Consider the following 20,333-nt stretch of genomic DNA (forward strand, 5'->3'; position numbering starts at 1 on the left):
AACCTACCATGCTCCTGGCAGCCGACGGGATCCCGGCGGGTGGCGGGCGGGATGTCGGTTGCCAGGAGCAACCGACCTACATCCGTGCCCCGGGAACGGGCGGTGGGCGTACCTACGGGCCGGGATGTCGGGATGAATCCCGACCTACAAAAGCGCACCGAAATACGCGAGTGACGCGAAAAGGGAAAAGGTCAGGGAGGAGTGGCCGTTCGAAAAGGCGCAGCGGATCCACCGTTTCGGCGTCAGCAGAGCGGACGCACGGGTGGTAATCTTTTCCCATTTCCCATTTCCCATTTCCCATTTCCCATTTCCCATTCCCCCTGGGGAGAAGGACAGAGGCGTAGGTCGGCTGCTCTTGGCAGCCGACGGAAACTCGGCGCTTTGCGGGCGCGGATGTCGGTTGCCAGGAGCAACCGACCTACATTCGTGCCGAAGGAACGGGCGGTGAGCGTATCTACGGGCCAGGATGTCGGGATGAATCCCGACCTACATTCGTGCCGAAGGAACGGGCGGTGGGCGTATCTACGGGCCGGGATGTCGGGATGAATCCGGACCTACATCCGTGCCAAAGGAATGGGCAGCGTATGCAGCCTCGCTCATACGTAGGCATCCACCAGCCCCCGTGACGGGCCGGCGGTGGGCGGGGAGAGGCCGGGACCCTCATCGGCGCCGCCCGCCCCATGCCGGCCTCCGGTCCCTGCCCCACCGCCACCGCGTTCCTGATTCGCCGCAGCGTCACCGCCCGGATCGTCCCGCCCACCCGACACCGTGGCTTCGGCCAGTTGAATGCCATTCGCACCGAGCATGTCACGCAACCGGGGCATGGCCTGCTCCAGGGCCTCCCGCGTCGAGGCATGATTGGCATTGAAGAAGACACTCACCTCCTCGTTGCGCACCACCACCTTGACCTCCAGGGGACCGAGCTGGGGCGGGTTGAGTCTGATCTCGGCGTGCTGGGTACCCTGACCTGCAGTCATCCACAGCACCCGCTGACCCAGCTCATTGCCCCATTCGGGGCGGCCGACGGGGGTCTGGATGGTGGCTGCCGGCAGGTTCTGAAGCGGGGGTTCCGCGGCCCGCGTCACCGGCAACCCGGCCTGCTCGGGCCCCTTGGTAGCGCTTTGGCCCTGGGACGCGGCGGACTCCAGGGCGGCGAGGATATCTCCTCCCCCACTCGCCAATCTGAGGCCTTCACCACCGGCGGCCGGCTGGAGGGACGTGATGGCAGACTTGTCGGGGCCACCCGCCGCCGGCAACGCAGTTTCCCTGCCTCCATCTGCCACCGTGTCCCCACCGCCCCGAGCAAACAATGCCGCCGGAACCATCTCCGCCTGGTCTTGCCCAACAGGCGGTGGTCCCTGTCCCGGGACACCTGCTACCTTTCCCTCCGGTGCGCCGGGCGAGGGGGATGGCAGGGACGGCTGGGCACCGAGGAAAGCCAGGATGGCCTCCAGATCCGCCGCGGGGTCGCCACCGGGCGACCCGCTGCCGTCCTGCAGCGGCAACGTCTGTGGCGGTAATGTCTCCAGCGGCAACGTATTGCCATCGCCGCCGGCAAGGAGTGGCAGCAATACTTGGGGCACATCTGCGTTGCGCAGGTCCTCCAGGGTCAGATCCCCGCCGGCCAGCAGCTGGGACAGCAGGTCCTGGAAACCGTGATTTTCCGCCGCCTCGCCCGTGACCTGCCTGGCGGGCAACAAGCCCCCAAGCAGGGCCATCAGGCCCTGGGGTACCGGCAAAGCCCCGTTGTCCATGCCCGCTGCCTCTCAGATGAAATGGTGACACCATCGGGAATGCAAATTGCGCGCCAACCACACCACCGTAGGACGCCCGTCATCCCTCGAGGGCGCCCCGCCGGCTACTTCTTGCGCAGATTGCGCTCGTCGGTCTCCCGATCCTCCCGCAGCAGCTGGTCCAGGTCTTCGGCCCGGCGCAGGCCGTCGATGGCGCCGTCCAGGGCCTTGGTGCGGGCGCGTTTGGCCAGCCACAGGGTGCGGTCGCGCTCCATCTGCCTGTGCTCGCCCGCCACCAGGCCTTCCAACTGCCCGATGGTCTCGTCCAACTTCGCCACGAAGTCCTGAAAGCGTTTGATCTCGTCGCCGCGCAGCCCCTGGCGGCCGCGTTCGCCGAAGCCGTCGAGGTACTCGGCCCGGTAGCGCCGCATCTCGTCCAGCTTGGCCTGATAGAGGCCGAGGCGCTCCCTGCTCTGCTCGAAACGCCCCGCGGCATCCTGTTGCCGGTGCTCGGCGATGCGGGCCAGGGGCTCCAGGCGTTTGGAGCGGGCCACCTAGCACCCCGTCCCGGCATCGCGGCCGGCCGGGCCCGGCGGTGGCGAATGACCGCCGCGCGCCGTGCCCATCCCGCCCTGCGGCATGGTGGCAGTCATGGCCCGGTGGCTCCTCATCGTCATGCGTGCTGTGCCGTGGACTGCCGGTCCTGGCCGAGCCCCGTGGAGGTCCGCTCCAGCACCGTGTCCAGGTCGTGCAGGCTGTCCTTCAGGGACACCCGCTGATCCATATCCTGGGCCAGGAAGGACATGAAGGCGGGGTAGGCGGCGATGGCATGGTCCACTCGGGGCTCGGTGCCGGGGCTATAGGCCCCCACGTTGATGAGGTCTTCGTTGCGCCGGTACAGGGAATAGACCTGCTTGAAGCGCCGTGCCTTCTCCAGGTGGTCCTTGGCGGTGATGGCGGTCATGGCACGGCTGATGGACGACTCGATGTCGATGGCCGGGTAGTGGCCGGCATCGGCCAGATCCCGGGACATCCGGATATGGCCGTCGAGAATGGCCCGCGCCGCATCGGCGATGGGGTCCGCCTGCTCGTCCACCTCCGTCAGCACGGTGTAGAACGCGGTGATGGAACCACCCCCCTGCTCGCCGTTGCCGGCCCGCTCCACCAGTTGGGGCACGCGGGCGAAGACCGAAGGCGGGTAACCGCGGGTGGCGGGCGGTTCGCCGATGGCGAGGGCGATCTCGCGCTGGGCCTGGGCGAACCGGGTGAGGGAATCCATCAGCAACAGTACCTGGTGACCCTGGTCACGGAAATACTCGGCGATGGTAGTGGCCAGCACGGCCCCGTGGACCCGCATCAGCGGCGGGTCGTCGGCGGGGGACGCCACCACCACGGCACGGGCCATGCCCTGGGCCCCCAGGATCTGCTCGATGAACTCCTTCACCTCGCGGCCGCGCTCACCGATGAGCCCCACCACCACCACGTCCGCGGTGGTGAAGCGGGTCATCATACCCAGCAGCACGCTCTTGCCCACGCCGCTGCCCGCGAACAGCCCCATGCGCTGGCCCCGCCCCACGGTGACCAGGGCATTGATGGAGCGCACCCCGACGTCCAGGGGCTGATGGATGGGATGGCGGGCCAGGGGATTGATGACCCGCCCCCTCAGAGACACCTTGTGGCCCGACTTGACCACGCCCTTGCCGTCGAGGGGGCGCCCGGTGCCGCCCAGCACCCGGCCCAGCAGTTCATCGCCCACGAACACCTCGCCGCCCCGGCCTACTGGAACCACCCGGGCATTGGGCTCCATGCCGCGAATGTCGCCAATGGGCATGAGGTAGAGCCGATCACCCGCGAAGCCCACCACCTCGGCCTCCACCTCGCCGGTGGGCCCGGCGATGCGACAGCGGTCGCCGATGGCGGCTTTGCACCCCTCCGCCTCCAGGGTGAGGCCCACCATGCGTGTCAGGCGCCCCGCCACCGTCAGGGGCGGCGGCGTGGTCGCCCGTTCCACGAAGGGCTGCAGCCGCTCCAGCACCTGGTCGCTACGCTTCGATTCCGCCACCCTGCCGTCCCCGTTCTTCGCCCATGATGTGGGCCACCGCCTCGGCCACCCGGCGCTCGATGGTGGCATCCACCTGGGAGGACTCGCTGGCGACCCGGCATCCGCCACGGGTGATCATGGGTTTCTCCACCACGGTCCATGCCGACTCCCCGTCGCCCACGCCCACGGTCTCGCGCACCAGCGCGGCATCCTCCGGATGGAGGTGGATCTCCACCCGGGGCGTCACCTCGGGCAGGGCGGCCACCGCCTCCCGCACCACGGCGATCACCTGCTCGGGGTCGGTGCGCAGTTCCCGCCGAATGATGTGACGAGCCACGCTCACGGCCAGTTCCACCAGGGTCTCCACCACACGCTCGTCCAATTCGGCGTAGGGCTGGGACATGCCGTCGAGGAGGGCCTTCAAACGTTTGGTCACATCGGCGTTGCGTTGCTCGGCACGGCGCAGGCCCTCCTGGCGTCCCTGGGCCTCGCCCTCGGCATGGCCCTGGCGGAAGGCCTCCTCGCGCACCTGCTTTTCGAGTTGCTCGATGTCCCCCGCGGTTGGGGGACGCGGGCGATTGCCCCCGCCGCCCGCCTTCGCCTTGCCGGCCCCGCCCACCTCGGGCAGCTCCCAGGACCGAAAGCGACCCGCGCCGTCGGATATGACACGTCCGCCGCTCGCCATGGGCCGTCTCTAGACGAATTCGTCGCCGCCGGCACCGCCGAGGGCGATGGTGCCCTCGTCGGCCATGCGGCGGGCGATGCCCAGGATTTCCTTCTGGGCCGCCTCGACCTCGCTGAGGCGCACCGGGCCCTTGGCTTCGAGGTCGTCCCGCAGCATCTCCGATGCACGCTTGGACATGTTCTTGAAGAACTTCTCGCGCAGTGACTCGTCCGTGCCCTTGAGGGCGATGAGCAGGGTGTCCGAGGAGATCTCCCGCAACAGGGCCTGGACGCCGGTATCGTCCACATCCATCAGGTTCTCGAACACGAACATCAGGTCCTCGATCTGCTGGCTGAGGTCCGCATCAACCTCCTTGACGTGTTCCATGATCTCCTGTTCCGAGGCGGTCTCCACGAAGTTGAGGATCTCGGCTGCGGCACGCGCACCGCCCACCGAGGAGGCCTTGACGTTGGAACCCGAGACCTGGGCCTCAAGGATCTGGTTGAGTTCATTGAGGGCCTGGGGCTGCACCGTATCCAGGGTGGCGACGCGCAGCATCAGATCCGGACGGGTGCGTTCGGGCAGGTACGACATCACCTCCGCCGACTGGTCGGCGTCGAGGAAGGCGAGCACGATGGCAATGATCTGGGGATGCTCGTTGCGGACCATGTCCGCGATGCCCCGCGGGTCCATCCATTTCAGGGTATCGAGACCGTTGGCCGAACCGCCGACGAGGATCCGATCCATGAGGCCGCTGGCCTTCTCGTCGCCCACCGCCCGCACCAGCATGTTGCGGATATAGCTCTCCTGGTCGACGCCGAGGGAGGTATGGGTGCCCAGGGCATCCACGAACTCCTGCATCACCCGCTTCACCTGGGCCTGGGTGATGCCCGCCACCTCCGACATGGCGGAACCCACCTTCTGCACGTCCTTCGGGCCCAGATGCCGCAGCACCTCGGCGGCCCCTTCCTCGCCGATGCTGAGCAGCAGCACGGCAGCCTGCTGGGGGCCGGTGAGGCCCTTTTCCGTGATATTATTGTTCTCAGCCATCGGCATTCACCCAATCTCTGACCACCTGCGCCACCCGTTTCGGATCGTCCTGGACCAGCTTCCTCACCACCTCCAGACGGCGCTCGTGGGTGGCCGTATCCGGTAACTGTAGCACCTCGTCGTCGCCCTCCACCTGTCGTACGACGCCATCGTCATCCTGGCGCTGCCCGTGACCCCGCTGCGTCATGGTGGCCTCCAGCTTGGCTTGCATGTCACGCAGCTCCGCATCCGCGCCCGTGAGACGGCGCATGGCCGGACGCAGCACCCCGAGGATCAGGAACAACACCAGCAGCACACCCAGTACCTGCTTGGACAAGGTGAGGACCCAGGATTGTTCCCACAGCGGCTGTGCCTCCACGGGTGGGGCGGGCAGGGGCTCGGTGAAGGAGACGTTGGTCACCTGCACCCTATCGCCCCGTGCCTGGGTGAAACCGATGGCCTCCTTCACCAGGGTCTCGATGCGGGCCGTCTCCTCGGGCGTCAGGGCCTGCCGCTGCACGGTGCCGTCGGCGGCCGCCGTGCGATGGTCATCCACCACCACCGCCACCGACAGCCGCCGCAGCACGGCGCTCGGCATCACCGTGTGACGGATGGTCTTGTCGAGTTCGAAGTTCCGCGTGGAGCGGCGCCGCGACGACTCGCCGGCGCCCCCCGCGGCACCCTCGACGCCCGCCGCCTGCTCGGGGGCCGCGCCGGCGCCGGGCGGCTGATTGGCGAGAGCCCCCGGGATCCCGGCCGCCCCCGCCGCGCCCTGCTCCTCCAGCACCTGCTCGCTGCGCAGGGCCGGCAGATCCGGATTGTAGATCTCGCGCGTCTGCTCGGTGCGGGTGAAATCGACATCCGCCGACACCTGGGCCTCGAGGCCGTCCAGCCCCACCACGGGCCTGAGGATATCCTGGATGCGACGCACGTAGCCCTGCTCGAGCTTGTTGACGTAGTCCAGCTGATCGGAACTCATGGCGAGGGCGGAATCCGCCTCGGGCCGGGTCAGCAGGCGACCCCGCTGGTCCACCACCTTGACGTTGCCGGGTTCCATCCGCGGCACCGCCGCCGCCACCATGTGGGCGACGGCACTCACCTGCCCCTCCCCCAGTTTGCCCATGCCGGTCAGGGTCAGGAGCACGGAGGCCGTAGGCGGCCTGCGCTCCCGCACGAAGGCGGACTCGCGGGGCTGGGCCAGGTGGACCCGGGCGCTGCGCACCCCGTTGACGGTGCTGATGGAACGCCCCAGTTCCACCTCCAGGGCGCGCTGGAAGCGCGCCCGCTCCACGAACTGGCTGGTGCCGAAGCTCTGCTCCTCTTGAAGGATCTCGAAGCCCATGTCCCCGCCGCCGGGCAGATTCTGGGCCGCCAGGCGGAAGCGCACGTCGTAGACCTTGTCGGCCGGCACCATGATGGAGTTATTGCGCTCATCCAGACGGTAGGGCACGCCGGTGGCATCCAGGGCCTCCAGCACCTCGCTGGCCGCCCCCGGTGACAAGCCCCCGTAGAGCAGGGCGTAATCGGCCTTGGCGGTCCACAGGGCGATGGAGACCCCGAGGGCGATGGTGGCCGCCAGGGCCACCAACAGGCCCATCTGACGCAGCGCCGAGAGCCCCAGCAGACCCCGCCAGGCATTGGGGTTGCCCACCGGCGACGGCAATGCCTGGGTACCTTGAACCTCCGCCATATCAATGTCTCCGGCGATGTCGCGCGTTCATGGTCATCAGATGCGCATGTTGCTGATGTCCTGGTAGGCCTGCACCAGGCGGTTTCTCACCTGGAGCAGGCCCTGGAAGGAGATGCTGGACTTCTGCACGGCGATCATGACCTCCGCCAGCTCGACGTTGGGATCCCCCTGCTCGAACGCGGCGGTCAACGCCTTGGCCTCCTGGGCCCGCCCGTTGACGCTGTCGAGCGACTGCTTGAGCAGCGCATTGAAATCCGCGCCTCCGGCCTTGTCGCCAGACTCGCCGGCGGCGGGCGCCTGGGCCTGCGCGGCCATCGCCCGCATCTGGGCCAGCACGTTGTCGATCCCGCTGGTATCCACTTTCATGTCCCATACCTCTTCATCGTTTCAAAGGTGGGTCCGCTGCGCTCGACCCACCCTACGTAAGCTGAGCGCTGGCGCGAAACCCCGCGTAGGGTGGAACAAGCGCAGCGGTTCCACCGCTCCGGGCCCCGGGCATCGCCCCGGCGGCCGCGATGGGTCCGCTGCGCTTGATCCGCCCTACGTAACCCGGACTGCGGCGCGCGACCCAGCGTCGGGTGAAACGAGCGCCTCGCTTCCACCGGCTACTCCGCCACCGCCATGCCGGCCTCACGGAGCTTCTGCAGCTTGTAGCGCAGAGTCCTGGGGCTGATGCCGAGCAGCTTCGCGGCATTCTTCTTGCTGCCGTTACCGCGCTGCAAAGCGTCCATGATCAACTCCCGCTCCTTGTCCCGCAGATCCATCCCCAGGGGGGTCTCGGCGTCCTGCTCCATGGCCGGCGCCAGGGCTGCCGGGTGCTGCGGCCGGGGCGCCTGAAAATGCAGATCATGGAGGTCGATATCGCCACTGCCGTTGAGGATCAGGGCGCGTTGGATGACGTTGGCCAGCTCCCGCACGTTACCCGGCCAGTGATAGGCCACCAGGGCATCCCGGGCCGCCTCGCCGAGGCGAGGCGTCTCGCCCGTCCCGCCATGGAGCCGCAGCAGATGCGCAGCGAGGGCGACGATATCCCCCGGGCGCTCGCGCAGGGGCGGGATGTGCAGGGGAAAGACATTGAGGCGATAGTAGAGGTCCTCGCGGAACGTACCCTCGCGCACCAGCTCCGCCATATCACGATTGGAGGTAGCCAGCACCCGCACGTCCAGGGGGATCATGCGCTGGCTGCCCAGGCGCTCCACCTCCCGTTCCTGAAGCACCCGCAGCAGCTTGGCCTGCAGGCCCAGCGGCATCTCAGAGACCTCGTCCAGCAACAACGTACCGCCGTGGGCCTGCTCGAACTTGCCGGGCGCCGCCTTGTAGGCCCCGGTGAAGGCCCCTTTCTCGTAGCCGAACAGCACCGCCTCCAGCATGTTCTCGGGGATGGCCGCGCAGTTGATGGCCACGAAGGGGCCGCCGGCTCGGGGCGAGTGGGCATGGAGGTAACGGGCATAGACCTCCTTGCCGGTACCGCTCTCGCCGCTGATCATCACCGTCGCCTCGCTGCCCCCCACGCGGGCGGCGAGAGCCAGGAGATCGCGGGACACGGGGTCCTCCGCCACGGGGTCGCCGGTGGCCGCGGTCTCCGCCGGCAGGTGGCTCACCACCTTGCTCACCAGCACCTCGCCCTCGAAGGGCTTCACCAGATAATCCACCGCGCCCATCTTCATGGCCTCCACCGCCTGCTGGACCGTGGCATAGGCCGTCATCAGCAGTACTGGGGTATCGGGGGCGGCGGCGCGCACCGCCTTCAGAAAGGCCATGCCGTCCATGGGACGCATCTGGATGTCGCTCACCACCAGGCGCGGGCGCTCCTCCCTCAGCACCGCCAGGGCCTCCTCCCCGTCGCCCGCGGTGACCACGTCCAGTCCGGCCAGCCCCAGGGTCTCGGCGAGGGCGTCGCGCAGGGGTACGTCGTCCTCCACGATGAGCACGTGGGCCTCCACCTTAGCCTCCCCCACCGGCGGCCGCGGGCGGTGCCTCGCGGCGGCTCACCGGCAGCGCGAGGGTGAAGCGCGCGCCCTGACCGGGCGCGGTGGCGAGGTCGATGCGCCCGCCATGGGCCTGAACCACCGCGTGGGCCACCGCCAGCCCCAGACCGGTGCCGCCGGAACGCGCGCTCACGAAGGGCTCGAAGACCCGCCGCGCCTGCTCCTCATCCATGCCCGGACCGTCATCCCCGACTTCGATGAGCAACTCGTCGCCCTCGCCCCGCAGCCGCAGCTGGATCCCGACCTCCGGACCGCCGGCCTCGACGGCGTTGTTCACCAGGTTCTGAACCACCGTGCAAAGGGCATCGGTATTGCCCTGCACGTACAGCCCGGGGGCCTCGCACCGGCAGCCGAAGCGGCCGCCCCGCTGGGCGCAGATGGCGGCGCCGGCATGCTCCAGGGCCGCGCACAGGGTCTCCGGCTCCAGTTCCACCACCTCGAACGCGCCGGTGTGGGCGAAGTCGAGCATGTCCTTGACCAGGCGCTCCATGTAACGAAGCACATCCCGCAACCTGCCGCCCAGCTGCTCGCGGCGCTCCCCGCTGACGCCGCCGCCGCTGAGGTTGCCGGCATGGAGCAGCGCGGTGGCGATGGGGGTGCGGATCTGATGAGCCAGGGATGCGGCCATGCGGCCGATGTCCGACAACCGCCGCAAGTGGGCGATCCGGGTCTGCAACTCGCGGGTCTCGGTGACATCGTTGAACAGCAGGATCTGACCGGGTTCGCTGCCCAGGGAACAGGTGGAGATGCTGACGCGCCGGCCGTTGGCCAGGCTCACGTCATGGCCGTCGTCGGGCTGAGGCCGGAAGCCCCGCTGTACCACCTCCAGCCAGGACTGCCCGGTGAGGGCCTCCCCGAACAACGCCCGTGCCGCCGGGTTGCACTCCGCCACCCGCCCGTCGCGGTCCACCACCACCACGCCGGCGGGCAGGGACTCGATGAGCAGGGTGAGGCGGTGTGCCAGCCGTTCCTTCTCGTCCAGGTCACGGGCCCGGGCATCCCGGGCCCGAGCGAGTTCGTCGCTAAGGCTACGAACCTGGGCCTGCAAGGCCTCGTAGGCCTCCACCAGAGTACTGGAGTTCTCGTTGAACTCCTCGAAGGCCTTTGCCAGATCCACGGGTGAGGTACCGGAGGTCATCACCGACCCGTCACCCGTGGCGGCACGCGTGCTGGGCGCGTGCCGCGGCCCCGGTCTCGCGCCCCCGACTGATCCGCCGCTTCGACTCCACTGACATGCCCCCCCCGGGTCCAGGAAATACCGGTCTGTTATGGCGCGGCCTCGAGCCGCACTACAGGGAGCGAATGCAATACCCATGCCCGAGCCTAGGGACATTTAAATTCATAGACTTATGGAAGACCCGGTGGTGCCCCGGGGATAAGGCGTCAGAAGTCCGTCACGTCTTCCGGGCGCCTGATGCCGTGCTTGCGCATCTTTTCCACCAGGGTGGTGCGCCCCAGGCCGAGACGTTTGGCCGCCCGCGCCACCACGCCATCCACCTCGTCCAGGGCCTGCTTGATGAGGGTATATTCCAGCTGATTGATGTATTCCTTGAGGTCCAGGCCATCCGCCGGCAGGTGATGTCCAACGCCTGCCGCCACCCCCATCGCCGCCGTGCCGGCCTCGGACTCCGGCAGATCCGGGATGTCCTCTCCGAGGTGGGCCCGGAAGCGCTCGGGAAGCTCCGGCACATCCACCACACCGTAGGGATGGAGGATGGCCAGCCGCTCGATGAGGTTGGCCAGTTCGCGCACGTTGCCCGGCCAGCCGTAGCCCATCAGCGCCCGCACCGCGCGCTCGTGCAGGCGCACCGAGCCGCGCCCCTCGGCCTCGATACGTTCCGCGAGGGTGGTGATGAGGTGGGGCAGGTCCTCGGTGCGTTCCCGCAGCGGCGGCATGTTCATGGGAAACACATTGAGCCGGTAATAAAGATCCTCGCGGAAACGGCCCGCCGCGATGCCCTGCTCCAGGTCGTTGTGGGTGGCGGCGATGATGCGCACGTCTGCCCGCAGACTCTTGTTGCTGCCCACCCGCTCGTAACTGCGTTCCTGTAACACCCGCAACAGCTTGACCTGCATCGCCAGAGGCATATCGCCGATCTCATCCAGAAACAGGGTGCCCCCTTCGGCGATCTCGAAGCGCCCCCGCCGGGCACTGATGGCCCCGGTGAACGCCCCCTTCTCATGGCCGAAGAGTTCGCTTTCCAGCAGTTCGGCGGGAATGGCGCCGCAGTTGACCGGCACGAAGGGCCGGTGGCGGCGCGGCGACAGGGCATGGATGGTGCGCGCCGCCACCTCCTTGCCCGTACCCGACTCCCCCAGCACCAGCACCGTGGCCTCGGACCCCGCCACCTGCTCGATCATGCGGCGGACCCCCATCATGCTGCGGCCTTCCCCCACCAGCCCGCCGCCGTCGCGGGCCTGGCCCCCTGCGGCCCGTGGCGCCTCCCGCTGGCCGCCAAGGGCCTCCTTGAGGTGTTCGAGCTTGAGGGGGAACGGCACCACCGCCACATCCGGCGAGCCCGCCGGGGCTTCCTCGACTCCGGTCACGATCACCCTGGCATCCGGAAACAAGGCCGCCAACTCCGCGAGCCCGCCTTCCCCACCCGCCACCAGGGCCCCGGGCCCGACAAGCACCACCCCCGGCGCGGCGTCGCCCTCCACCACGACGCGCACCTCGTCGGCGCCGGGGCGCGCGCAGACCAGTACCCGGTAATCCATGAACCCGAACACCGCTTCGATGCGCGCGCGGCACTCATCGTCCGGCTCGATCACGAGAACTGTGGGCATATGCACCCTGTTTTATGGCTTTATGGTCGGAACACCCCATCCCGGGATACGAGGGCCGCCGCATCACAGCAACGGAACGAAGAGCTTAGACCACATGCCACCAAGAGGGAACACGCAACGTCAAGAATCTGGCGCGCCGCACCCCCGCCCTACGGGCCACCAGCGAAAAGCGTAACCACGAAAGACGCGAAAAGGGAAAGGGGAAAAGGCCGGGGGGGTCGATTACCCGCAGGAGCGACGCCCCCGTCGTGATTTTCCGGCTGCGCCGGTCCCCCTCACCCTGGCACGCAAGAAACCATCGAAGTAGGGGCCGTTCCCATCAAGCAGCCCATTGGGGGAGGCGACCAAGGGTAAAAGACAGCCCCACCCCCGTCATGCCGAGGGCAAGAGACACCCCACCTCGTCATGCCGGGCTTGACCCGGTATCCAGGGCGGCGAGTGCCGTGGCCGGGGTGGTGCCTCTGACCCACGCGGCTGTGGCGGCCCTGGATTACGCCTTACGTCTCTGCGCTGACCCGGATCTGGAAAGGATCGGCTAATCGTCCCACGGGTTGATCACGTCCATCGGCAGCGAGTAGAAATCCCGGAAGTTGCGCGTGGCCAGGCGCCCCCTGTTCACGATAGTGATGGCCGCGATCCTCCCGTCGGGCACGGCGAGGGCGGTTCCGCTTCGCGATGCCTCCCCCATGAGCTCACCGTAGACCAGTGCTGCCTGCTCGGTGAAGGCGAAGATTCGGTCCGAGAAGCGCCCACGCCAGGCGTCGAGGCCTTGCCGCAGCAACTCGGAGCGCTGGTCGGAGTGGATCTTGGCGATGCCAAACACGATTTCGCAATCGTGACAGTGAACATGGCCAGTTCCTGGTCATGGGCGGCCAGCCAGCTGAGCACCCGCCGGCTCGGCTCTTTGCGCAGACTTTCGGAGATGACGTTGGTATCGAGGAAGATCAGACGAGAAGTCCCATCAAAAGGAATAAACGAGGAGGTTTGCGGGTCTCTAGGCCCATCATGCGTTCAATCAATCCCACGAGAGGCACATCCATGACCCACCGTATCCACGGGAGTCTGCTGTTCGTACTGCTGTTCTTCGGCGTCGCCGTCCACGGCCAGCCGGCCGGGGTGGACCTCGAAGGCAATCCGGCGGATCTGTCCCGACACACGGGCCAGGGCAAGTGGCTGCTGGTGAAGTTCTGGGCCTCGGACTGTCACGTGTGCGCCCAGGAGGCGCCATCGGTCACTGCATTTCACGAGCGCCACCGCGAAGACGACGCCGAGGTGCCGGCCGAGGTATTGGGCATCGCCCTGGACGGGCCGGACAATATGGCCGCGGTGCAGGCCTTCCGTGAACGTCACGGGGCCCGCTTCCCCAGCCTGGTCATGGAACCGGAGGCCGGCTGGCGACTGTTCCAGCAGCTCACCGGCCAGCCCTGGCTCGGCACCCCCTCCTACCTCATCTACGGGCCGGATGGGCAACTGCTGGCCCAGCAGGTGGGCGCGGTACCGATGGCGATGGTGGAAGACTTCATCAGTCGCAAGCCCTGACAGCAGCCACGCCATCAGTCGGCGGTCGCTACCGCCACGATGGCGTAGCCGTCGCGCCGGTACTGCGCCAGCGCCCCCACCGCCTCCGCCACGGGGGTCACTAGGGGAGTGAAACGGCGGCTGTCGTAACCGGACATCACCGCGTAACCGCCACACACCTGGATCACGACATCGTCACGATGCAGGGCCTCGACGATGGAGCGTAACTGGGGACGCCGGTTCAGATGGCCCTGCATGAAGCCGAACTGTTCCTCGCCATGGGACATCACCACCACCGGCAGGTTGGGACGCCGGGCGCGCACCCGTGCCACCAGGGCCTCGATGCGCGGCATCACCGCCTGAAGCTGGTCGATATCCCATTCCACCACCTCGAATACGATGCCCCGGGGCTCAGGGCCCGCCAACAATTCATCCACCCGCGCCTCCGGCGACGCGGCCATGGCGGTCGCCACCCACAGCAGGGTGACGGACAACAGTGCCCATACCATGGGGAACCGCCACGCGCCGGCCCCATGTTTCGCCGCATCACCGGCGGGCATCACTCTACCCTCAGGGCCAGTGACTTCAGCAGGGCCATGGCCGCGCCGCCGCTGGGGGGCTCGTCAACCCATGCGAGGCGACTGCTGGAGGAGTCGGGGGTGGTATCCACCAGGCGCTGGCTGTCCATGTGGTAGGCCTTCACCACGCTGGCCTGCCCGCCATTGGCCGACAACACCAGCACCTGAAAGCGCTGGCGCGCCCGGCCGCCGTCGAAGAGACTAAAGGCCCAGCGCGGGCCGCCGCCGGCTTCGTCCCGCTCCAGGCGCCCCGCCTCGCCGTCGTAACGGGCATCGATCCAGCCGGTGCGCAGCATGTGCTGCCCCGGGTCCTGGCGCTCCACCGGGATCCCCTGGCGCTGCAGGGCCTGCAACAGGGCATCCCAGGTGGCTGCCGGCGGGGCGTAAACCAGGAGGCCGTCGGTGGACAGGGACGCTGTGGTTGCAGGCGGTGCCAGGCGGGGTTCCCGTAGCGGCGCGGGCGCCGAGCGCCCGGCGAAAGGTAGCGGCGTCGCGTTGGGAGCATTGGCGGCCACCCGCGGGGCGTCCTGGACCTGTGGACGAGGCCGCCGTGGGACCGGGGCCGAAACAGGCGTCTGGCCGTCGCCCACGGTGCGTGAAGCCTGTGGCGCCGGCCGTGGAGACTCGGCCCGCAGAGACTCGCGTCGAGCGGCAGCGACCGGCGCCGCGGCCGGTGCCGGGGCATCCAGGGTCACCCCCGGCGTCTCTGCGTCCATCACCACCGCCTCCCGGGTAGTCCCGGCGCCGGGATCCACCACTACCAGGCGGGAGGACATGGCCGCCTCCAGGGTGCCCTGGATGCGGCGCAGGAAGGCCTCCAGGGTGGCGCGGTCGGTGGGTGCCGGCGCCCACTCGAACCACGAAGTGGTGCTGTCAGGCGCCATCTCCCGTTCCACCTGGCGCTGGCGATCGGCAATGCGAATCAGGGAGGTCCCGGGGCCCTGCCCCGGCATCACCTCGAAGGCGAAGCGATGGCGCTCCCGCAGGAGATTACCGAACAGGCCGGTCTTCTGCAGCGAGGCACTGAGGCCCCGCCCCTCCCCGGCGTCCAGGCGCCACAGCACCCAATCCGTGACCAGGGTGTTGCCTTCTCCGGCAGAAGCTTTGGTCGCAATGGCCAGGCGGTCCAGGGTATCCATCAGCAGGTCCCGGGCCGCCGCCGGGGCCAGGGGCACTGCCAGGGCGGGAGCGCCATCATGGCTGACGATGCGGGTACGCGTCGTCCCGGATACCTGGTACTGGCCCTGGTCCGGCAACACCGCCATGGTTTCCCGAGCCTCGCCCCCAGCCGGCAGGGTCCCGCCGGCGGCCAGCAGCAGGAGGGCAGTCAACCATGGGCCGCTTGATCTGCGGGCCGTGTCCTTGTCTTTGTCCGTGTCTCTGGGCATGTCTGGGTCCCATCGCTAAAGGCGCGTCGGCGGCCTCCAGGCCGTGCCGGCACACCGGTTTTGAATTCGTCGGGTTCGCCCCCCCAGGCCAAAAACACCAAGGGCAAAAAGCCAGGGCAAAAAAACCGCCGCCCCGGCCTTGGAGGATGCCGGGACGGCGGTGTCGGAGGTTACCCCGAAGGAACAGCGGCGGGCCACCAAGGCACGTCACGCCCGCCATGGTTCACGTCCCTGTCAGCGCAGGAGCACATTCTTGAATATGAAGGTCACCTGGACACCGATGCGATGGTCGATGCCATCGAGGATCTCATTGCCCACCGCCCTGGGTCCGGCTATATCGCGGTCGTTGGCATCGAAATCCCGCGCCTGGTAGGTGAAGGCCAGACGTGCCTTTTTATGGAAGAAGTACTCGCCGGTGAGGGACAGGGTATCGAACTGCACGGCGCGGGCCGGGTCGTCCTTGTTGCGGCGCAGGCGATCATAGCGGGCGTTGATAGTGGTGCGGTTCTTGAGTCCCAAGTGCTGGTGGATGTCATAGCCGAGGTCCACATACCAGCCATCGCTCTCGCCGTCCACGTTGTAGCGCACGCCATCGAGCCGCCTGAACCGGGTGGCCGAGGGAGAGATTGACGTCATCGTTGAACTCGCGATCGCCATTCTGGTAGAAGCCATAAATCATGGCATCGTGGCGCCGCGCCCCGCGGGTGCTGTCGAAGAGCTTGGCGAAAGACAGCCAGGCATAGGTGCGCAGGTTGTCGTCACGGTTCTGGCCGCCGATGGTGTCGCCGTTGCCCAGAGCAGCCGAGTAGGTGAACTCGTAAGGGGCCGCCGGATCACCCCACTCCACCCAGTCGAAGACCTCGATGCCGATGTCCCGGGCCCCGTTCACCGAGACATCACCGGGGAAGTTGTCGTTGGCGTTGTCGAAGGTGGGCCGGTTCAAGGCGAAGGCCAGGGTGGCCTCGGGCATGAAGATATGTACCCGGCGCCCCGGCGTGGAGTGGGACAGGGCCTCGGAGGTCTGGGAGAACAGGAACTGGCCTACCCGCAAGCGCGCCCCCAGGTTGGCCAGGCCATCGTCGTCCACCCCGCGGGAGAGCTGGTTGAAGGTCACCGAGGCATCCAGCAGATGGGCGGCGCCGCCACCGCGGGTGATGCCATTCTCGCCCCATTCCGTGAGGAAGAAGTAGTCGATGTCGTTGCTGATGGGAATCATGGTGCCGCGGATACCGAAGCGGGCACGCCGCATGAAGAAGCTCTCGTCCGAGCCGCGATCCGGCGGGATGGTCCCCGGTGTTATGTCTTCGCCGTTGAGGCCCTGCAACGGCGGCGGCCCCACACCCACGGGGATGTCGATGGTATCCGAAAAATCCTTGGCATAGGTGGGCTGCAGGAAGCCCCACATCTGCAGGGTGTGAGCGATCCCGCGCCATCCCGTCTAGATAAAAGACATATCGATAAAAGGCCCGCCGGCAACGTACCGGCAGGGACCATCACGGGAGGAGAATCAATCGATGAGTGGACTGCTGAAGTTCGGCCGCCGCGCGGCCCTGGAGAAGGCGGTGGAGGAGATCCGGCAACCCCTGTACGTGACGGCCTACTCCTGGTGCCAGGACGCAGCCCTGGCGGACGACATCACCCACGAGACGGTGTTGAAGGCTCTGGAGCGCCTGAACAAGCTCAAGAATCCAGACGCCTTCCGGCCGTGGATTTATAAGATTCTGCTAAACTGTTTCCGAGACCACTGGCGCAGCACGCGCCCGTCGGTGGAATACGACGAGAACCTGGGCCGGGACCCGGGCGAGTCGGTGGAAGACAACCGCTATCGGGCGGAACTGCGCCGCAAGCTCAACCGGGGCCTCGCCAGGTTGCCCCTCGGCCAGCGCCAGGTGCTCATCCTGGTGGATCTCCAGGGGCTGTCCTATGCCGAGACCGGCGAGGTGCTGGAGATACCCATCGGCACCGTCATGAGCCGGCTCTCAAGGGCCCGCCATACCATGAAGGGTCATCTGGCCGGCGATATGGTGGCGGGCGAAACGGTCAATGGACGAATGAAGGACGCGAGCCCGGGGAATGTCAGGAGATTTAAGTGACTGCCAGCGACGACAAAGAGAAGATCTTCTGCGACATGGAAGCGAGTCTGACGGGCGACCTCGCCCCGGAAGACCAAGTGCGTCTGCTGGAGATCCTCAGTCGCGACCCGGAGCTGGCGCGGGAGTATTGTGCCCAACGCTATGCCCGCGAGGCCCTCAAGCTGGTGTACGGCACCCCGCCGTCCCCACCCTTCGATCACCATAACGGCAAGCACGGGCAACAGAAGGCGCGCTCCCGAGGCGCCTTGTTTTCCCTGGCCACCGCCGCCGGCCTGACGCTCCTGGTGGCGGGCGGCTTCATGGGGGCATGGCTGGAATCCGCGCGCACCGGCTTCTCACCCGCCTCCTTCGAGACCGCGATGGACGAGGCCCAGCCGCGGCTGATGAACACCGTCCTCAATATCTCCACTGACGACGAGGCGGAAGTGCATGAGTTGTTGCTACGGGTGGACGATCTCATGGGTCGCTCCACGGAGGCCGGGGTGCCGGTGAAGGTGGAGATCGTATTCCACGGCAGCGGCCTGAATCTGGTGCGAAAGGATCATCCCGACCAGGCCCGGCCCCTGCTCGCCATGATGCGCAACCATCCCAACCTGAAGCTCTACGCCTGCAACCGCACCCGCGCCCGCATGGAGCGAAACCAGGGCAGCATCGAACTCATATCACCGGTGCAGGTGGTGAGCCCGGGGGCCCTGGAGTTCGTCATGAAACGGGTCCAGGCCGGCTGGCAGCACTTCAGCACCTGAAGCGTACAGCCCTTCAGACCTTAGAAAAAGGAGAAAAAGGGACGGAGGAATTAACCTCCGTTCGGCTAGCCCCCGGGGCCACGGAGTATTGAACAGGCCACCTATACAACGAAAAACAATAAGCTGAAGCTTTCTTGGCGTTCTTCGAGAGAGCCTGTTGTTCGTCGCGGCAAAACCAAACCGCAAAGTATCAGGGACGAAGGCCGAGGTCACGCTTCAGTTGTATCTCCACCGTTTCCCAGATGAGGGAGCGGCCGTGGCAGGCACGGCAGATCTCCAGGGTGGGTTCCCTGGCCATGAAGGACGTGCCCGCCGCAGGTTTCTGATCGTGGACCACGTGGCATTCGGTGCAGCCGATCACCCGGTCCATCACTTGCATCTCACCATGCCCCCACGATGAGTGAAAGGACTGGAACGGCGCCTTTTTGGCCACATCGGCGTGGCAGCGGTTGCAGAAATGATCGGGAATGGGCACCCGCATCTCGTCCGGTTCGCGGAAGTCGCCGAAAAAGTACTGGAAGGTATTGCGGGCGGCGTGGCTCATGATGATCAACCGTTCCCGCCAATCGGCACCATGGTGGCAATCCGGGCAGCGCAGCCGCTCCTCCTCCGGCTGGTGATAATGAAGCCCAGCCAGGCTCTGGGGCGGCTCGGCCACCGTGGTGGCCATCTTGGGTCCGTGCAAGGGCCCGCCGTCGGGCAGGTGACAGGAATGACAGAAGCCCTCGCCATGGATGCGGTGGTCGAGGGCCCAACCACCACCGAGGGTCCCGACAACCGCCACCATCAGGATCAGGGCCACGAGTCCCGTTCCCCTGCTCATCAGCAACTCGGTACTGGACGGTCAGAGCGTATCATTACACCAGTCCACGGGTCCTCCTCAGCAACAGCGGCATGGTCGGCGCCTGCACGAACAGGGTGAACAGCACCACGCCGTAGGCTATGGCCTGGACGGTGTACCACCACGGGTGCTCCAGGGGAATGGACAGGGCCAGGGCAATGGTGATCGCGCCGCGCAACCCACCCCAGTAGAGGATGGGCCGGAAGGCGGCGGGCACCGGCTCCACACCGGGCAGCAGGTTCGCCAGCGGGATCCCGGCGAACACCACCGCGCCACGGGCCACCAGGGCGGCGCCGATGCCCATGAGCATGGCCAGCCAGCGGTCGCTGAACATGGCCACCGTGATGGTGGCCCCCATGAGCAGGAACACGGCGCCGTTGGCCAGGTACGCCATGACCTCCCAGCTCTGATGGGCCAGCCGCGACACCTCGCGCCGGGCGTTCAGACCCACCGCGGCGCAGAGCCCCGCGGCCAGCACCGCCATCACCCCCGACAAATGCAACACTCCCTCCGCCAGGGCGAAGGCCAGGAATGCCCCGGAGACCGTTAGCCCGACCCGTGCCGGCGGCTCCTCCGTGACCCTGAACAACACCACCAGCAGCCCCCCCACCAGCGCCCCCACCGCCAGTCCGCCTGCGAACACCCGCAGGAATTCCAGGGTCGCAGCCGCCACCGACACCGGGGCCCCAGCGCCGGCCGCGATCCCAAGCAACAGGGCCGCCAGCACGATGGCCGTGGCGTCATTGAACAGGCTCTCGCCATCCATCAGTACGGCGAGCCGCGGCGACACCCCCATCTTGCGAAACAGGGCGAGCACCGCCACCGGATCGGTGGCGGACAGGATGGCGCCGGCAAACAGGGCCGCCATCCAGGGAAAGCCGGGACCGATGGCGCTCCGCAACAGCAGGGCGATGACGGCGGTGGAGACCAGCAACAGCGGCACCGCCAGCACCAGGATCATGGGCAGATGGCGTTTCAGCTGCCCGACATCGAGGTTGAGTGCGGCCTCGAACACCAGGACCGGCAGGAGCACGAAGAACACGATGTCATGAACCGCATCCCAGCGCAGGCCGATGTCTCCGCCCAGGCCCGTAACCACTTCCGAGGCCACGAAGCCCACCACCACCAGACCCGCGCTCCAGGGGATGCGCAGGCGCGCGAACACGCCCTCCAGGGCGATGCCCATGACCAGGGTCGCCGTGATGAAGAGCAGCAGATTCATTGGCGAATCGGACCC

At 67.4% G+C, this 20,333-nt stretch carries 19 protein-coding genes and 1 pseudogene; 3 read left to right on the forward strand and 17 right to left on the reverse strand.

Annotation, left to right across the window (positions count from 1 at the left end):
• Positions 1–596: 596 nt before the first annotated feature.
• From U5S82_23250 to U5S82_23300, 11 genes and pseudogenes are all read right to left on the reverse strand, one after another.
• On the reverse strand, positions 597–1,754 hold the full coding sequence (locus U5S82_23250; GenBank protein MDZ7754483.1) for a flagellar hook-length control protein FliK: 1,158 nt from the start codon (positions 1,752–1,754) through the stop codon (positions 597–599).
• 104 nt (positions 1,755–1,858) lie between these two features.
• The gene (gene fliJ, locus U5S82_23255) at positions 1,859–2,287 is read right to left on the reverse strand and encodes a flagellar export protein FliJ (GenBank protein MDZ7754484.1); all 429 of its coding nucleotides are present in this window, start codon (positions 2,285–2,287) and stop codon (positions 1,859–1,861) included.
• Positions 2,288–2,406: 119 nt separating this feature from the next.
• Entirely contained in the window at positions 2,407–3,765 is a 1,359-nt protein-coding gene (fliI, locus tag U5S82_23260) for a flagellar protein export ATPase FliI (GenBank protein MDZ7754485.1), read from the reverse strand.
• A gap of 10 nt (positions 3,766–3,775) precedes the next feature.
• A complete protein-coding gene (locus U5S82_23265) occupies positions 3,776–4,459 on the reverse strand; it encodes a flagellar assembly protein FliH (GenBank protein MDZ7754486.1) in 684 nt (227 codons plus the stop codon).
• Between the two features lie 9 nt (positions 4,460–4,468).
• On the reverse strand, positions 4,469–5,488 hold the full coding sequence (gene fliG / locus U5S82_23270; GenBank protein MDZ7754487.1) for a flagellar motor switch protein FliG: 1,020 nt from the start codon (positions 5,486–5,488) through the stop codon (positions 4,469–4,471).
• The gene (fliF, locus tag U5S82_23275; protein MDZ7754488.1) at positions 5,481–7,157 is read right to left on the reverse strand and encodes a flagellar basal-body MS-ring/collar protein FliF; all 1,677 of its coding nucleotides are present in this window, start codon (positions 7,155–7,157) and stop codon (positions 5,481–5,483) included. Before fliF ends, fliG begins: the two co-directional genes overlap by 8 nt.
• A 36-nt stretch (positions 7,158–7,193) precedes the next feature.
• Positions 7,194–7,523 carry a flagellar hook-basal body complex protein FliE gene (gene fliE, locus U5S82_23280; GenBank protein MDZ7754489.1) on the reverse strand — a complete coding sequence of 110 codons (330 nt, stop codon included), beginning with the start codon at positions 7,521–7,523 and terminating at the stop codon, positions 7,194–7,196.
• Positions 7,524–7,762: 239 nt separating this feature from the next.
• Positions 7,763–9,100, reverse strand: a complete 1,338-nt coding sequence (locus U5S82_23285; protein MDZ7754490.1) for a sigma-54 dependent transcriptional regulator — start codon at positions 9,098–9,100, stop codon at positions 7,763–7,765.
• 1 nt (position 9,101) lies between these two features.
• A complete protein-coding gene (locus U5S82_23290) occupies positions 9,102–10,283 on the reverse strand; it encodes a HAMP domain-containing sensor histidine kinase (GenBank protein MDZ7754491.1) in 1,182 nt (393 codons plus the stop codon).
• Positions 10,284–10,528: 245 nt separating this feature from the next.
• Positions 10,529–11,932, reverse strand: coding sequence for a sigma-54 dependent transcriptional regulator (locus U5S82_23295; GenBank protein MDZ7754492.1), 1,404 nt, complete (start codon positions 11,930–11,932; stop codon positions 10,529–10,531).
• A 535-nt stretch (positions 11,933–12,467) separates the two neighbouring features.
• Positions 12,468–12,880: pseudogene (locus U5S82_23300) on the reverse strand (PIN domain-containing protein).
• Between the two features lie 90 nt (positions 12,881–12,970).
• On the opposite strand from U5S82_23300, the gene U5S82_23305 reads away from it, so the two are divergent.
• Entirely contained in the window at positions 12,971–13,471 is a 501-nt protein-coding gene (locus U5S82_23305; GenBank protein ID MDZ7754493.1) for a TlpA disulfide reductase family protein, read from the forward strand.
• A 14-nt stretch (positions 13,472–13,485) separates the two neighbouring features.
• Here the strand turns inward: U5S82_23305 and U5S82_23310 are convergent, their stop codons facing one another.
• The 4 genes from U5S82_23310 to U5S82_23325 all read right to left on the reverse strand — a co-directional run bounded on the left by U5S82_23310 (position 13,486) and on the right by U5S82_23325 (position 16,821).
• A complete protein-coding gene (locus U5S82_23310) occupies positions 13,486–13,959 on the reverse strand; it encodes a hypothetical protein (protein MDZ7754494.1) in 474 nt (157 codons plus the stop codon).
• 50 nt (positions 13,960–14,009) lie between these two features.
• Positions 14,010–15,416, reverse strand: coding sequence for a hypothetical protein (locus U5S82_23315; protein ID MDZ7754495.1), 1,407 nt, complete (start codon positions 15,414–15,416; stop codon positions 14,010–14,012).
• 234 nt (positions 15,417–15,650) lie between these two features.
• Positions 15,651–16,004 (reverse strand): hypothetical protein, encoded by a 354-nt coding sequence (locus tag U5S82_23320; protein MDZ7754496.1) that lies wholly within the window; start codon positions 16,002–16,004, stop codon positions 15,651–15,653.
• Positions 15,949–16,821, reverse strand: a complete 873-nt coding sequence (locus U5S82_23325; GenBank protein MDZ7754497.1) for a hypothetical protein — start codon at positions 16,819–16,821, stop codon at positions 15,949–15,951. The genes U5S82_23320 and U5S82_23325 overlap by 56 nt, the downstream gene beginning before the upstream one ends.
• Positions 16,822–16,930: 109 nt before the next feature.
• Here U5S82_23325 and U5S82_23330 point away from each other — a divergent pair, with 109 nt between their 5' ends.
• Positions 16,931–17,509: an RNA polymerase sigma factor gene (locus U5S82_23330; protein MDZ7754498.1), complete on the forward strand. Its 579-nt coding sequence runs from the start codon at positions 16,931–16,933 to the stop codon at positions 17,507–17,509.
• Positions 17,506–18,255, forward strand: coding sequence for a hypothetical protein (locus U5S82_23335; protein ID MDZ7754499.1), 750 nt, complete (start codon positions 17,506–17,508; stop codon positions 18,253–18,255). Before U5S82_23330 ends, U5S82_23335 begins: the two co-directional genes overlap by 4 nt.
• Positions 18,256–18,445: 190 nt before the next feature.
• Here U5S82_23335 and U5S82_23340 read toward each other — a convergent pair whose 3' ends face one another.
• Positions 18,446–19,078 (reverse strand): cytochrome c3 family protein, encoded by a 633-nt coding sequence (locus U5S82_23340; GenBank protein MDZ7754500.1) that lies wholly within the window; start codon positions 19,076–19,078, stop codon positions 18,446–18,448.
• Between the two features lie 34 nt (positions 19,079–19,112).
• Entirely contained in the window at positions 19,113–20,318 is a 1,206-nt protein-coding gene (locus U5S82_23345) for a sodium:proton antiporter (protein ID MDZ7754501.1), read from the reverse strand.
• Between the last annotated feature and the right edge of the window lie 15 nt (positions 20,319–20,333).

The sequence above is a fragment of the Gammaproteobacteria bacterium genome, assembly GCA_034522055.1.
GTDB lineage: Bacteria > Pseudomonadota > Gammaproteobacteria > JAABTG01 > JAABTG01 > JAABTG01.